12 protein-coding genes are annotated in these 15,746 nt (G+C 29.6%); 1 reads left to right on the forward strand and 11 read right to left on the reverse strand.

The window, feature by feature from the left end:
• Positions 1 to 95: 95 nt before the first annotated feature.
• From ABEB18_RS15075 to ABEB18_RS15105, 7 genes are all read right to left on the reverse strand, one after another.
• Complete coding sequence (locus ABEB18_RS15075; protein ID WP_348800150.1) at positions 96 to 2,369, reverse strand: helix-turn-helix domain-containing protein; 2,274 nt, start codon at positions 2,367 to 2,369, stop codon at positions 96 to 98.
• A 97-nt stretch (positions 2,370 to 2,466) separates the two neighbouring features.
• The gene (locus ABEB18_RS15080) at positions 2,467 to 3,027 is read right to left on the reverse strand and encodes an OmpH/Skp family outer membrane protein (protein ID WP_348800151.1); all 561 of its coding nucleotides are present in this window, start codon (positions 3,025 to 3,027) and stop codon (positions 2,467 to 2,469) included.
• Between the two features lie 135 nt (positions 3,028 to 3,162).
• Positions 3,163 to 4,011 (reverse strand): class I SAM-dependent methyltransferase, encoded by an 849-nt coding sequence (locus ABEB18_RS15085; protein ID WP_348800152.1) that lies wholly within the window; start codon positions 4,009 to 4,011, stop codon positions 3,163 to 3,165.
• A gap of 106 nt (positions 4,012 to 4,117) precedes the next feature.
• Positions 4,118 to 4,585 carry a hypothetical protein gene (locus tag ABEB18_RS15090; RefSeq protein ID WP_348800153.1) on the reverse strand — a complete coding sequence of 156 codons (468 nt, stop codon included), beginning with the start codon at positions 4,583 to 4,585 and terminating at the stop codon, positions 4,118 to 4,120.
• A 95-nt stretch (positions 4,586 to 4,680) separates the two neighbouring features.
• The gene (gene mnmG, locus ABEB18_RS15095) at positions 4,681 to 6,552 is read right to left on the reverse strand and encodes a tRNA uridine-5-carboxymethylaminomethyl(34) synthesis enzyme MnmG (RefSeq protein ID WP_348800155.1); all 1,872 of its coding nucleotides are present in this window, start codon (positions 6,550 to 6,552) and stop codon (positions 4,681 to 4,683) included.
• Positions 6,553 to 6,723: 171 nt separating this feature from the next.
• Positions 6,724 to 7,143, reverse strand: a complete 420-nt coding sequence (gene ybeY / locus ABEB18_RS15100; protein WP_348800156.1) for an rRNA maturation RNase YbeY — start codon at positions 7,141 to 7,143, stop codon at positions 6,724 to 6,726.
• Positions 7,140 to 10,439 (reverse strand): coiled-coil domain-containing protein, encoded by a 3,300-nt coding sequence (locus tag ABEB18_RS15105; RefSeq protein WP_348800157.1) that lies wholly within the window; start codon positions 10,437 to 10,439, stop codon positions 7,140 to 7,142. The genes ybeY and ABEB18_RS15105 overlap by 4 nt, the downstream gene beginning before the upstream one ends.
• A gap of 142 nt (positions 10,440 to 10,581) precedes the next feature.
• On the opposite strand from ABEB18_RS15105, the gene gltX reads away from it, so the two are divergent.
• Positions 10,582 to 12,093 (forward strand): glutamate--tRNA ligase, encoded by a 1,512-nt coding sequence (gene gltX, locus ABEB18_RS15110; protein ID WP_348800158.1) that lies wholly within the window; start codon positions 10,582 to 10,584, stop codon positions 12,091 to 12,093.
• Between the two features lie 47 nt (positions 12,094 to 12,140).
• Here gltX and ABEB18_RS15115 read toward each other — a convergent pair whose 3' ends face one another.
• The 4 genes from ABEB18_RS15115 to ABEB18_RS15130 form a co-directional block, all read right to left on the reverse strand.
• Positions 12,141 to 12,386, reverse strand: coding sequence for a DUF6327 family protein (locus ABEB18_RS15115; RefSeq protein WP_348800159.1), 246 nt, complete (start codon positions 12,384 to 12,386; stop codon positions 12,141 to 12,143).
• 2 nt (positions 12,387 to 12,388) lie between these two features.
• A complete protein-coding gene (locus ABEB18_RS15120) occupies positions 12,389 to 12,739 on the reverse strand; it encodes a competence protein (protein ID WP_348800160.1) in 351 nt (116 codons plus the stop codon).
• A 12-nt stretch (positions 12,740 to 12,751) separates the two neighbouring features.
• A complete protein-coding gene (locus ABEB18_RS15125; RefSeq protein WP_348800161.1) occupies positions 12,752 to 13,081 on the reverse strand; it encodes a YtxH domain-containing protein in 330 nt (109 codons plus the stop codon).
• Positions 13,082 to 13,610: 529 nt separating this feature from the next.
• A complete protein-coding gene (locus ABEB18_RS15130; RefSeq protein WP_348800162.1) occupies positions 13,611 to 15,734 on the reverse strand; it encodes a glutamine--tRNA ligase/YqeY domain fusion protein in 2,124 nt (707 codons plus the stop codon).
• Between the last annotated feature and the right edge of the window lie 12 nt (positions 15,735 to 15,746).

A 15,746-nucleotide genomic window follows, 5' to 3' on the forward strand; every position in this document is an offset into this window, starting at 1 on the left:
CAGACGGTATTTTGGAGACAAACTCTTTGACAGACTAGTAATTGCGAATATAACAGGTGCATAAACGGATAATCAGAAAAAATAAACTATTTTTTTTAACGAAGATTAATGCTCGCTTTAAACATTCTAAGCTCTTCCCAGCTAAAAGTTTCTCCGTATTGATCTTTTAAACCAGAAACAGATTCTTCTTGATAACCAGCAAACGCATCAGACAGAGCAGCAATTTTATCTTCTGGCAAAACTTCTTCTATTTTGATAGCTCCTGATTGAATCAGTTTGGTAAGATGAGACATAATCGTTTCTTGATTGTATTTTCTCATCAAGGCAATTTCTTGAATAGAATGTTTGGCTAACCACAATTCATGAGTAATTTCGATAGTCGTTTTTTTAACTTCTTTACTAGCAGTTTTTTTATTAACGTAACGTTGCGAATCGCTATCATCTTCAATAAGTTTACTATTGGCTTTCTTAAAATCTTCGTAAACCCGTTCGATCTTATTGAATTTGTATTGCTTAATTTCGGTAGATGTTAATCCTTCTTTTGTAATAGGTTCATCATTTACCAAAGTGGCCATCATTAATTTGGCTTTCATCAATTGTAAAATAGCTTTGGTTTGCAAATCGTCAAGTTCTTGTAATTCGTCATGAAAAGCTTTGGTTTTTTTGAGTCGTTTTACTTCTTCTAATTTCCAAAGAATCTCATAAAGCAATTTATCCATTGGTTCAAAAAAATAAAAAAAAGCGGCATTGATACGATCAGAAATATGTTCTAATGGAAGTGTCTCATTTTGAAATAACTTGTCGAGTTGATGTAAAAACTTAGAAGAAGGTTCGACTAACTGCCAGATAATGGCGGCTTGACTTTTGGCCCAAATCGCATGTTTCGATTTAGTAGAATTTTCGGCTTCCTCATTGTAGCTAAACTCGTGATTCCGCCAATGTTGTGCCAATTCATTCCAATTAAAACAGTTTTTGAGATAGTTAAGTATAAATTTTTTTGTTTCCCTTTTCAAAGCATTCGATAACATTTCATCGGAAGCTTTGTTTTCGGCATAGTCCATTACATCCTGATCGTTCGAAATACCATTCATACGCAACGGAGAAAGCAAAATAAGGCCGTTTAACGAACGCAAACGAGATAAAGCTACATAGGCTTGCCCAGGCAGAAAAACTTGCGATACATCAAGCACAGCTTTGTCAAAAGTTAAGCCTTGACTTTTATGGACAGTAATTGCCCAGGCCAATTTTAATGGATAATGAACAAAAGAGCCTAAAATTTCCTCATCTATTTCCTTCGTCAGCTCGTTTACAGTATATCTGATATTCTGCCATTCGTATTTATCTACTTCTATCGTTTTATTTTCATCTGGGAAATGTACCCAAATTTCTTTGGAAGTCATTGTCTTAATGATTCCCATTTTTCCGTTAAAATAATTTTTATCTGCAGATAAATCATTTTTTACAAACATAACCTGAGCTCCAATCTTTAATTGCAAGCTTGGATCGATGGGATAAATTTTTTCAGGAAAATCACCCGTTATATCAGGCAAAAAAGTAGTTGATTTTCCCTCTAAATCTTCAAGAGATTGTGCATTTATAATATCAGCCTTAGCATTATGGGTAGTAAGGGTTATATAACCTTTGTTGACTTTTAGGTCAAAATTAGGTTGGACAAAATCGTTTAAAACTTGAATATCAGTTTGTGTGATCTCATTATTGCGTAAATTATTCAAAACCGAAATAAAACGATCATCGGTCTGACGATAAATTTTAGATAACTCAATATACAATGGCGGATATAATTGCATAACATGCGAATGGAAAAAAAATTTACCACGATAATACGATCGTAGTGTTTTCCATTCTTCATCACGAATAATGGGAGGTAATTGTAATAAATCTCCTATAAATAATACTTGTACTCCTCCAAAGGGTAAAGACTTTTTTCGAACTGTTTGCATCATAAAATCCATCGCATCGAGCAAATCGGCACGTAACATACTGACTTCATCAATAATAAGCAATTCCATATTTTGAATTACGGCGCGTTTTTGACCGCTCATCTTAAAATGTCTTCTCAATGTTGCTTTGGTTTCAAACTTTGTTGTATCTGAAAATTGTGGTGCAGAATTATCAGGGATGAAACCTCCAAATGGCAATTGAAACATAGAATGAATTGTGACACCTCCAGCATTTAGAGCTGCAATGCCTGTTGGAGCAACAACTACTGTTTTTTTATGAGTTGTTGCAATAATTTCTTTTAAAAGCGTAGTTTTTCCAGTACCAGCTTTACCAGTTAAAAAAACAGATTGTTGCGTTTGATTGATAAAACGAAGTGCATACGAAGCGGCTTCAGAAATAGATTGCATGACCAATGGAGTTTACAACGAAATTAGAAAAAGATAAGAAATAAAAAAACCTCCATTCTTTTTCAAGATGAAGGTTTTACATTATTTTTTTTAAAGACTATTTTTTTTCTTCCTCTGTTTTAGCAGCAGATTTGTATTTTTCATTCAACAGCTTAATTACTTCTTTAGTAATGTCATAACTATCTTTTGCGTACAAAACAGAAGCAGCATCACCAGTACCATAGATATAATCATATCCTTTTTCTTTACCGTAATCTTTAATGAATTTTTTTACTCCTTTTACAAGTGAATCCATTTCTTTACCGCTTTCTTGTTGCAATTGCATTTGCAAACTTTGTTGAGCTTGAGCTAATTGTTGTTCTCTACGTTGCAATTCAGCCCCTTTTTTCTGAGCCCATTCTTGACCGTTTGCTTGAGCATTAGTCTGAAAATTAGCAGCTTCTTGTTTAAATCTGTTTATTTCGGCTTCTAATTGTCTTCCTTTTTCAGCAGCTTGTCCTTTGTATTTAGCTTCTAAATCTTTCGTTTCTGTATATTCTTTCATTAATTCAGCTGTATCGATATAAGCTGTTTTAAATTGATTGGTTTTCACTTCGGCTTTTTTATCACAAGAAACAAGTGATACTGAAATTGCGATAAATAATAATACTCTCTTCATGATTAATTTTAATTCAATTTTAATGTACGGATGACAAAAATATAAAAAAATAGATAGGATTGACAAAAAGATTAAAAATTGGCAGATTTAATTATTATCAATAAAAACTATTATTTTTATATTAATTAATAATTTTTATTTATTTTTAAGAATATAGATATGTGATGAATATTCCTTTGAACTTTTGGCTTTCCAATTAGATTGCAAGCCAACAAAAAAAGCCTTTATGTAATTCATTTTACCATTTTTATACTTTTCTGAAAGCAAACTGACATAAAAAGAATCAAATTTCATCGGTAAAACCTTCACTAATACCATATTTTCATTACTGAAAAGCATTTGAATAGCTTGTTTAGAAAAATGCCAAAAATGAATTGGAACATCAAAAGCAGCCCAAAATTTTCCATAATAATTGGCATCAAAAGATTTAAAATTAGGAACAGCCACAATTAAAGTACCTGTAGGCTTCAATAAACGCTTTAATTCTTTGATTTGAACCTCTAAATTTGGTACGTGTTCTAAAACATGCCACATTGAAATTACATCAAATGAATGTGATTCCAATTCCGAAGTATGCTCTACAAAGGCAACACCTTTACCTTTGGCAATAGTTTTGGCTTTATCACTTGGCTCTACACCTACTGTTTTCCATCCGTCATTTTGTGCAACTGATAAAAAATCACCAGTTCCTGCACCAATGTCCAAAATTGAACCTTTCGAAGTTTGGTAAGAATTAATTAAATCTAATTTGTTTTTTAATGCAATGTTTTTTACAAAATGGTACGCTTTTTCAAACAATGAACGTTTAGAATCAGTATGCGATATATAATCTGCACTTTCGTAGTATTTTCCTAAAACATCCAAACTGGGTTGTGGATGTGTGATTAACATGTCTAAATTTTCATCTAAATAAAGATCAAAAATCTCTTGGGAAACAGAATGATCTTTGACTTGTAAAAAAAGCTTATGCTGTGAAATATCCATTATTTAATTTAGTGCTAGTTTCAGTCCTCTTTCAAACTGAATATAAATTCATTTAATTAATAGTAATTTTATTTTAATTATTGTGATCAAATTAATTGTGATCAAATTAATTGTGCTCAAATCTAATTTTTACCGCTGATATTTTATCGTTTTCTAATCGAATGTCCTCTATTACTTGAAAACCATTTTTAATATAAAATGCTAAAGGAGACCTATACGGTTCTCCATTTAATTTCACATTTTTATCATGGTCTATAACCCATCCATTCAAAGCTGAATTATTCTTTTTTAATTGATTCAACAAAATTCGGCCAAACCCTTTTCCTTTGATTTCAGAGCGTATTAGAATTACAAACCAATTATCTAAATCTCGGGTAAAAGTAAAAGTCCATCCTAAAACTTGTTTTTGATCATCTAGTAACAAATAATGAAATTTATTTGGAAGTTCATTTAAATAATTTTCGAATTCTGAAATATGACTGTATGTAACTTTTACAGGATACTCAAAATTCCAAAGTTCAAATAAAACTTGTTTTTGTTCAAGAGATAAAATTGCAGTTTGAATTATTTTCATTTTATTACTTTCTATTCAATCCAACATTTATACTCCAAAAAAGTTTCACGTGGAACAATTCAAAATTTAACCACTTTAAAATTCCAATCTAACCGTTATCTGCCCATATAGATCAAAAGTACCGAAATGTCACTTGGTGAAACACCACTAATTCTAGAGGCCTGTGAAATGGTAACAGGACGTATTTTACTTAATTTTTGTTTTGCTTCAATAGACATAGACTTGATTTTGTTGTAATCAAAATTTTCAGGAATTTTTACTTCTTCTAGCCTACTCAACTTATCAGCATTATTACGTTCTTTTTCTATATAACCTGAATATTTAACTTGAATTTCGGCTTGCTCCAAAATCTCTTGATCTAAATCATTTTGATTGATATATTCTTTTACCTTTTCAAATTTTAAAATGTCCTCAAGATCAATTTGAGGTCTCGAAAAAATTTTAAACATTTTATCACCTTGATTAATCAAAGCAGAATCTTTAGCTTCAAGAATAGGATTAGTTTCAGCAACTGTTACGCTTGTTTCTTTAAAAAAAGTAACCATTTTTTCAGATTCATTAAATTTATGCTCCATTCTTCGTAAACGAGATTCTGAAGCCAAACCAATTTCATACGAAAGTGGAGTTAATCTAAAATCTGCATTATCTTGACGCAATAAAGTTCTATACTCAGCACGAGAAGTAAACATACGATAAGGTTCTTCGGTTCCTTTTGTAATAAGATCATCAATCAAAACTCCGATATAAGCTTCATCTCTTTTTAAAATTAGTGGTGATTTTTCATGAACTTTTAAATGTGCATTGATACCAGCCATTAAACCTTGAGAAGCAGCTTCTTCATAACCCGTAGTTCCGTTAATTTGACCAGCAAAATATAAACCTTCGACTAATTTGGTTTCTAAAGTATGTTTTAATTGTGTTGGTGGAAAATAATCATATTCAATTGCATAACCTGGACGAAAAAATTTAACCTTTTCAAAACCTGCAACAGTACGTAAAGCTTTAAACTGAATATCTTCAGGTAAAGAAGTAGAAAACCCATTTACATAAACTTCACAAGTATTCCATCCTTCAGGTTCAACAAATAATTGATGACGCTCTTTATCAGCAAATCGATTAATTTTATCTTCAATAGAAGGGCAATAACGCGGTCCTAAACTTTTTATTCTTCCATTAAACATTGGTGAACGATCAAAACCTTCTCTCAAAATATTATGAACATCATTAGAAGTATAAGTCATATAACACGACTTTTGAAACTCTAAAGGTTTCGTTAAATCAGAATAAGAAAATTTATCTGGATGTGCATCCCCCTTTTCTTCATTCATTTTTGAATAATCTAATGAGCGACCATCTACACGAGGTGGAGTTCCAGTTTTCATTCTTCCAGCTTCAAAGCCCGCACGAACTAAATCCTCAGTAATTCCAAAAGCAGCACTTTCACCTGCACGACCTCCTCCAAATTGTTTTTCTCCAATATGTATTAAACCGTTCAAAAAAGTACCATTTGTCAACACGACCGATTTAGAACGAATTTCTACTCCTAAAGAAGTTTTAATACCTTTTATTTTTCCATTCTCAATAATCAAACCTTTTACCATTTCTTGGTAAAAATCAAGATTAGGAGTTCCTTCCAACATCATTCTCCATTCTTCAGCAAAACGCATACGATCACTTTGCACTCTAGGAGACCACATTGCAGGACCTTTTGATTTATTCAACATTTTAAATTGAATTGCAGTTCTATCTGAAACAATTCCAGAATACCCACCTAGCGCATCAATTTCACGAACTATCTGTCCTTTTGCAATACCACCCATAGCAGGATTACAAGACATTTGTGCAATGTTTTGCAAACTCATTGTAACCAATAGTGTCTTGGATCCTAAATTTGCAGCCGCTGCCGCGGCCTCTGATCCTGCATGACCTGCACCTACTACAATTACATCATACTCTTCTAAAAACATTTTTTTTTATATATTAATCCTCATTGAGGAATTGTAAACTTAAAACGTTCCACGTGGAACTCTAAAAAAACAATAAGAAAAAAAACGTTCCACGTGGAACTTTAAATTTTTCGAAAAAATAAAATTTATATAAAACATAAAAGTTTTTTATATAATTTTATAAGTTATATTTTATTGTTTCACGTGAAACATAGCGATTTTTTCGTCTTCTTTGCTACGCATTAATACTTCATCTGTATCAGATTTATCTTTATATCCGCAATAATGCAGTATACCATGAACTAAAACACGTTTTAATTCTTGATCAAAACTAGTTTTGTAATCTTTAGCATTATCTATAACTCTTTCAATTGATATAAAAACATCACCGCTAATTTCATTACCAATAGTATAATCAAAACTAATAATATCTGTTAGAGTATCATGATCTAAATATTCAACGTTGATTTTATGAAGATATTCATCATCACAGAAAATATAATTAATTTCACCTTCATTCTTATTCTCAGATTTGATAACAGCACTTAACCATAAACTAATAGATTCTTCGTTATCTAAAGTAAAATCTGATTCGTAATTAAAATTTATCATTTTGTATTAAAATAGGTTTGCACCTTTTGATTAAAATTCGAGCGCAAAGGTAACGATTGTCTATTTAATATTTCTACACTATTTAAATATTCAATTAGTTCTTTAGGTAGTGGACCAACTTGGTTATTAAAATTAGAAGTATTGGTTTGAGATTCCCGTTTTGAATCTTCTCCTTGTAAACGAATTGCAGTATCTAGTTTTAATAATTCCTGCTTAATAGCGTTGGTGCGTTGAATACTTTCGTTAGTAAAACCACGATTTAATAATTGCTTTTCTAACTGTTTCATTTGTTCTATAGCATTATTTCCACTTTTACCTATACCTTTTTTTTCTAATTCTTCTTGTAAAGCTTCACGTAATTGTTTTTGTTCTTTATAAATTTCTATCGTTGCTTTTGCATCACCTTCATCATCACCTTCACTATTATGATTAGATACTTTTACAGATTGTGAACCTTTATTTTGATTTTTATCAGAATTAGTTCCAGGTCTCATACCCTCCTTCATTTTATCAGAAAGCTCACCTTGCTTTTTAATAATATCTTGAAGTTGCTTACCAGAACCTTGACCTGGCTTTGGTTTACCTCCACTACTACTACCAGCCATTTGCATTTGCATACTATTTAAAGAATCACTTAATAAATCAGCTAGTTTATTAGCTGAAGAAATAGCATACTGTTGTTGTGCTAATCCTCGTCCTAAATGAGATTCAGAGAGACTTACTAAAGATTTATCAATATTGTATTGAACATTGGCTACTTCCTTAGTAATAGATTCAGCAATTTTTGGTTGGCGTAATGACAAGGCAAATAAGCTATCGTCAATATGCTTAAATTGTAACTTTAGATTTTGTTGATTACGAATATATTTACTGTAAGACGGAGATTTAATTTTAGATGATTTAAATTGATTCATGACATCTTCTTGAGAAAAAGAATAAGCTAAAAGGTTATCTAAAATTTGGCGCAACATTTTGACATCCTCCTCTATTTGATTTTTATTAGAATCTTCTATAGCTTGATCCATGGCTTTAGAAAGTTCTTTCATTTTTTTGGAAGCATTTTTTTGATTAGATTTTGCTTTTGCTTTATCATTTTTTTGCAAATTTGAAGTAGCTTTATTTAAATCATCTTTAATAGATTCTTCTTTATTTAGATCTGATGGTATGTCCATAGGCGATTTTAAATCTTCATTATCTCTATTGAGTTGCTTTAATTCTTCACGAATAGTATTGAATTCTTGATTTAATTTTTGTTGTTCGTCTGCAGAGTTTTCTTTTTCATTCTGAGATAATTTATCTTCCTTTTGGGATAATTTATCTAATTTATCAGCTAACTGTTCAGCTTTTTTCTCTACATAATATCGTTTGGTTAACTCAACCAATTGTGACAAATTCTTATTTTGATTCTTGGTGTTTTGTTTTAATTTATCAAGTCTTTCAACAAACTCTTCGTCTTTAATTTTTTTATTTAAGTCATTAAGTTCATCTAGTAATTTTTTGTTTTTATCAAGTTCAGAACTAGTGTTTTCTAAACGTTTTTGAAGTAATTCTTTTTTCTCATCTGAATTATGATTATCATTATTATCTAAATTCTCTTTCATCTTATTAGCAAAAGAATTCATTTTTTCATTCTGAGATATTTGTTCTTTTATAAAATCATTGTTTTTTTGACGATCCTTGAAATCCAATTCATTCTTTTCTTTATTCATTTGTTGAATTTTATCCAAGTCAGAAAATTGTTTTTCTTGTTTAGCTAGTGTTTTTGCTAAGCTATTAATTGTATTATTTTGCTCTTGAATAGCAGCATTTTCTTTCTCTTCTTGCGATAAAATATGGTTTGAAAAAACAGAAGAACGAGAACTTTTAAAGTTATGAATAGCATCGTTATCAAAAATTTCAAAATAAAATTCATAATTTAAACCTTTTACGACATCAAGATTCGAAGGAAAATTAAAAACAAATTGGTCAAAAATATCATGCTTAATACTAATTGTTCCACGTTTAGCTTTATTGGGATTACCAGCTTCATAATAAACAATTTGCAACTTAGATAATCCATAATCATCAGCCAATTGACCTACAAAATAAGCACTATCTGAACCTAAATTATCTGGAACTTTAGTAATAGTAATTGATGGAAACTGATCTTTTACAACTTGCAACTGATAATTTAGTTTTTCAAAATTTTTTAACTGATTATTAGACGTAAATATTTGATATTCTGTATTTTGCAATATTTTCTTAGATAAAATAAATACATTTTCAGATTTTGAAAATGACGATTCTCGAATCTGGTCTTTATAAACAACCGATTGAGTTGTCTTAGTATTCATAATCCAAGTTACTTGAGTTCCCTCAGGTATCATTCCGTTACCAGAACCTTTCACAATAGATGGTTTTAAATTCAAATAAGAAGGGTAAACAAACTTCATTTGGAAATTAGAAATCGTAGGCACTTCAATTATTTTAAGTTTGTAATCAGGAGAGCTAACATTATTAGCTTCTAAATGAAAATTAATAGAAGAAAACGGCTTCGAAATTTTAAAACTAAAAAAACCAGGTTTAACAGATTCTAAAAAATAACTTTCATTACCTATAAAAATCATTGCTGTTTCAGGAATAACTTTACCTTCGATCTTAACATTTAAAGAAAAATCTTTGCCTTGTTCAGTAACCAAATCAGAATTTAAAACAACAAATTTAAAAGGAGCTGGTGGCAAAAAAGAAGCATTAAAATGCACTACCCTATTCAAACTTTGAGAAATAATACTGCTATTACCACTAACAAAAAAGAAAATTAAAAAAAGGATAGGCACTACAGCAAGTGGTAAAAAACGTTTATTAGTTGAAAAATCGATGGCTTTACTAAAAGGGATTGGACGCAAAGCATTCGCTTTTTGTTCAATAGAAGCCAATAATAATTCAGAACTAACGTCAGATTTATTAGAATTAGATAATTGCAAATAATTGAGTAAAGTATCTTTTACTTCCGAAAAATGTCTGCCAATTATCATTGATGCTTGATTATAATCAATGCCTTGTTTTAGTTTAAAAATTTTAAATATTGGAAATAAAATGAATCTAACTAAAAGGATAATTTCTACACTGACAAAAAACCAAAATAAAAGCGTACGGCCTTGAGGTTTTAACCAAAGAAAATATTCAATAAAAAGCGTAATCAAAAAATAAATTAAACCAAGACCTATAAAAAAAATAATGCCACGAATTAACTCATTGGTATAGTACTTTTTTATAAAAGCTTCTAATTTTTGATGTATTGATTGAGATCTTTCCAAAATTCAAATAGTATTATAATAACCAATAAAAGTAATAATTTTAATGATTCCTATTAGGTAAATAAAGCATAATATTAAACAGTTAAGGAACAACAATAACATAGATAAATTGAAATCGTATATTTGCAAAAAATCTACAATAATGTCAAAACCAGTTCGTGTGCGATTTGCACCAAGTCCAACAGGACCTTTACATATTGGCGGAGTTCGTACCGCTTTATTCAATTATTTGTTTGCCAAAAAAAATGGAGGAACTTTTTATTTACGTATAGAAGATACCGATCAAACTAGATTTGTTCCTGGTGCTGAAGAATATATTCAAGAAGCTTTAGAATGGTTAGGAATTGCTCCAGAAGAAACAGTTGGAAAAAATGAAAAATTTGGACCTTATAGACAAAGTGAAAGAAAACATATCTACAAACAATATGCAGATCAATTAATTGCTTCTGGAAATGCCTATTATGCTTTTGATACACCTGAAACATTAGATGCGCATAGAAAACAACATGAAGCTGAAGGCAAAACATTCATTTATAATTATCATAATCGTGAAAAATTAGATACTTCATTAGTAATTTCTTCTGAAGAAACTGCTAAAAGAATTGCTAATAAGGAAGACTATGTTATTCGATTTAAAACTCCAGTAAATGAAACATTGCATTTGCAAGATATCATTCGTGGAGAAGTAAAATTTGAAACAAACTTATTGGATGATAAAGTATTATTCAAAAGTGATGGAATGCCTACTTATCATTTAGCTAATATTATAGATGATCATTTGATGGAAACATCTCACGTAATTCGTGGTGAAGAATGGTTACCTTCTATGCCACTACACGTAATGTTATACAGAGCTTTTGGTTGGGAAGCACCAGAATTTGCACACTTGCCTTTGATTTTAAAACCAATAGGAAACGGAAAACTGTCCAAAAGAGATGGCGATAAAATGGGATTTCCTGTATTTCCTTTAGAATGGAAAACAAAAGAAGGGATATCATCAGGCTATAGAGAAAAAGGGTTTTTCCCAGAAACAGTGGTTAACTTTTTGGCCTTATTAGGTTGGAATGATGGAACAGAACAAGAATTATTTTCTTTAGAAGAATTAATTTCAAAATTTGATTTGAATCGTGTTCACAAATCAGGAGCAAAATTTGATCCAGAAAAGAACAAATGGTTTAATCACCAATATTTAATGAAAAAAGAAGATAAATTGTTGGCTGAAGAATTCTCTAAAGTAATCGAAGCCAAAAAATTAAATATTGAATATTCTCTAGATCAAATAACTAAAATTGTTTCTTTAATCAAAGACAGAGCCAATTTTGTAACCGATTTTTGGGAAATGAGTGACTTCTTTTTTGAAGCACCAACTACTTATGATGAAAAGGCAACTAAAAATTGGAAAGATGAAACACCTACTTTGATGCAGGAATTAATAACAGTTTTAGATCCAATAACAGATTTTAGTTCGCAAAATATCGAAACAATTGTAAAAAATTGGATGACCGAAAATGAAATTGGAATGGGAAAAATAATGCAACCTTTTAGATTAAGTTTAGTAGGAGCATTAAAAGGTCCACATTTATTTGATATTGTTGAAGTTATTGGAAAAAAAGAAACAATAACAAGAATACAAAAAGCAATAACCTCATTATAAAAACAAAAAAGTCCCAAAAATGGGACTTTTTTTATGTTCTAAACGCTTTACCTCCTATTCATAAAATAACTAATGACAAAAGGTGTTACGGTCTTTAAAATTGATCTAAATGGATTAGGAATCGCCTCTTTGTAAGGTGCTAAAAAGCCTTTAACTATGTTTTGAGGTGTAACAGAATCTTTAGTTTTTTGAAAACTTAAAACCAATTTTTGATAACTAATTTCTTTCTCCAATTTTAAGATCTCTAAATCTCTATCAATATCAGCATAGGATGAATATTTTTTTACTTCCATAATTAATCATTAAAAAAGATTTCTGAGAATTTTTCTAAAATTGGTCCTTCTATCACTTTTTGTTTAATAAAAGATAAAAGTATTGTTGCAATTAAATACATACCACCAACGGCAAGGAAACCAATAGCGTAACTATCGTAATAAGTTCCTATAGCCAAAGCAAGTGCAACAGAACCAAATAATAATACCATACTGACACATAATAAAATCAAAGTAAACTTTAAAATCATGGTAGTAGATTTCATAGCCACCTTGAAACCCCATAATTTATAATATGAGATTGATTTTTCTAAATAAGCATGTGCTTGATTTTGAATATCCTCTGTATTTTCTCTGATTTCATCAAATGCCATAATGACTAAATTTTATTTCTGTAATTTAGCATTTTTTACTTTAAGTTCTGCTAATTTATTTTCTAAAAATGAAATTACGTCTTCTGTTTTATGACTAAGGTTTGAAACAATTTTTTCATAATTATGATCGATATCATCTTTACTCAAAATTCCATTGTGCTTAATTTTATCGGTCACTTCATGTAATTTATCACCAAGATTATGTTTTAAATCATCAAAACCATCTTTAATTTTTTCTCTAGTTTTTGAACCTTTATCTGGAGCAAATAAAATTCCAAGCCCTGCTCCTATTGTTGCACCAACTAAAATAGCAATAATTGTATTTCCTGTGTTATTTGACATTTTATTTAAGTTTTAAAAGTTACTATATCTAAATTTACAACTTTATCAACAAACTTATGTTAACAAGCAGTTAAACTAATAAAAATTGAATAAAAAACTAATTAAAAGACTTCTAATAAACTAAAATAATAAAACAAATATTAGACATCAAAACAAAAAAAAACTCTCTTAAATCTAAAGTATGAAGTTCCTTTTTAATAAAAAATTTTGATTAAAATTAATTTAATTATAATAAAAATAAATAATTATTTAATACAATTAATATGTAAATTACAATAAATAAAATTTATTTAAATTAAAAGAGTAGAATTAATAGGAATAAAAAAAGTCCTTTTTTAAAGCAAAAACTTAAATAAAGACTTTAAATGAATGTTATTTTAAAAAATAATAATTTATATAAACAAAAAATAAAAACGTCTTAAAATTGATTTATGAAAGCTGTTTTTAATAAATATAATTGATGTAAAATTTAAAAATTATTATTAAAATATATAATAAAAAAAATCACTCAAAAGAGTGATTTTAATAATTATAATTTATTTAAAAATTGTTCTATAAATTCAACTTCTCGCTCGGTTGTACTCTTCGTTGGATTTGTTTTTAATTTTAAAACTTCATCTTTGAAAGAATTTACAAAATCTAAATCGTATTTTAAATTAGTTAAATTCAAAATTGCTCTCGAACGAACAAAAGACGATTCACTACGAAGAGACATTAAATACAATTTGGTTAAATCCTCTTTATCAAAATCTGATGTTTTTAAACTAGTGTATTTCAAAATAAAATTAGCAAACAGTAATGAACTCTTATTATTATTAATATTCTTTCTGAAAGAATTTTGTAATAAACTATAATTAGAAATTCCTGCTAAAGTCTCCCCTATTGCTTCTCTAATGGCAATACGTTCGTCTCTTGTAGCTACTTTAAAATATTTGTTGATGTCTTTTAAAGAATTATTAATGCTGTTTTCCTCTTTTTTTCCTTTTTCTTCCCATGCATCTTTTAGTCCAACAGTTTTATTAAAAACTAATTTTGAACTAGTTGCATCATTATCTGCAACAAAATAACCCAATCTTTGAAATTGGAAATGATTTCCAGAAACAGCTGTAACTAAACTTGGCTCAACATAACCTTTTACAACTGTTAAAGAATTTGGGTTAATAAAATCTAAGAAACTTTTTTCTTTGTAACTATCAGGAGCTTCATCTATAAACAACCGATCATATAAACGAACTTCCGCTTCTAAAGCATGTTGAATTGAAACCCAATGCAAAGTCCCAGCAACTTTACGTTTACTTGCTTCTGTCCCACTTCCACTTAAAGAATCAGTATCGTAAGTAACCTCGATTTCAGTAATTATTCCGTTTGAATCTTTAGTAACACTCTCTCCTTTAATAATATAACCATTTTTAAGGCGTACTTCATTTCCTATACTTAAACGGAAAAATTTTGCAGGTGCAACCTCAAGGAAATCGTCTCTTTCTATATAAATTTCACGAGAAAAAGGAACTTTTCTATAACCAGCTGATTCATCTTCTTGATTGTTTTCAGCATCCAATAATTCTTCTTTCCCTTCAGGATAATTGGTAATTACCACCTTTACTGGATCTAAAACAGCCATTACACGAGGAGCAGTTTTATTCAAATCTTCTCTTAAACAAAAATCTAAAAGAGAAATGTTTATAATATTTTCACGTTTTGCTACACCGATAGCATCACAAAATTTTCTAATGGATGATGCTGTGTAACCTCTTCTTCTTAAACCTGATATGGTAGGCATACGAGGATCATCCCAACCGTTAACTATATTTTCTTGAACCAATTGCAAGAGCTTACGCTTACTCATAACTGTATAATTCAGATTCAAACGAGCAAATTCATATTGATGAGGACGTACTCTATTTTCATCATAAATTTGATCTAGAAACCAATTGTATAATTCACGATGCATCACAAATTCTAAAGTACAAATCGAATGCGAAATTCCTTCAATATAATCACTTTCACCATGAGCATAATCATACATTGGATAAATGTGCCATTGATTTCCTGTACGATGATGATGCTTATTTAAAATTCTATACATCAATGGGTCACGCATCAACATATTGCTAGAAGACATATCAATTTTCGCTCTCAAAACATGAGTTCCTTTTTTGAAATCTCCATTTTTCATTCCCTCAAAAAGAGTCAAATTTTCTTCTATAGAACGATTTCTATATGGGCTATCAACTCCAGGTTGAGTTGGAGTTCCTTTTTGAGCTGCCATCTCCTCAGAAGACTGGCTATCTACATAAGCTTTTCCCTTTTGAATCAATACAATAGCCCAATCATACAATTGCTGGAAATAATCTGAAGCATATACTTCTTCAGCCCATTTAAAACCTAACCATTGTAAATCTTCTTTAATAGCATCTACATATTCCTGTTCTTCTTTAGCTGGATTTGTATCATCAAATCTCAAATTTACAGGTGCATTATACTTTAAACCTAAACCAAAATTTAAACAAATTGATTTAGCATGACCAATGTGTAAATAACCATTAGGTTCTGGTGGAAAACGAAAACGTAATTTATTTTGTGGAAAACCGTTTGTTAAATTTTCTTCAATGATTTGTTCAATAAAATGAAGTGATTTCTCTTCTGATGCCATTTTTTATAGTAA

This window comes from Flavobacterium adhaerens (assembly GCF_040045115.1).
GTDB classification, from domain to species: Bacteria; Bacteroidota; Bacteroidia; order Flavobacteriales; family Flavobacteriaceae; genus Flavobacterium; species Flavobacterium adhaerens.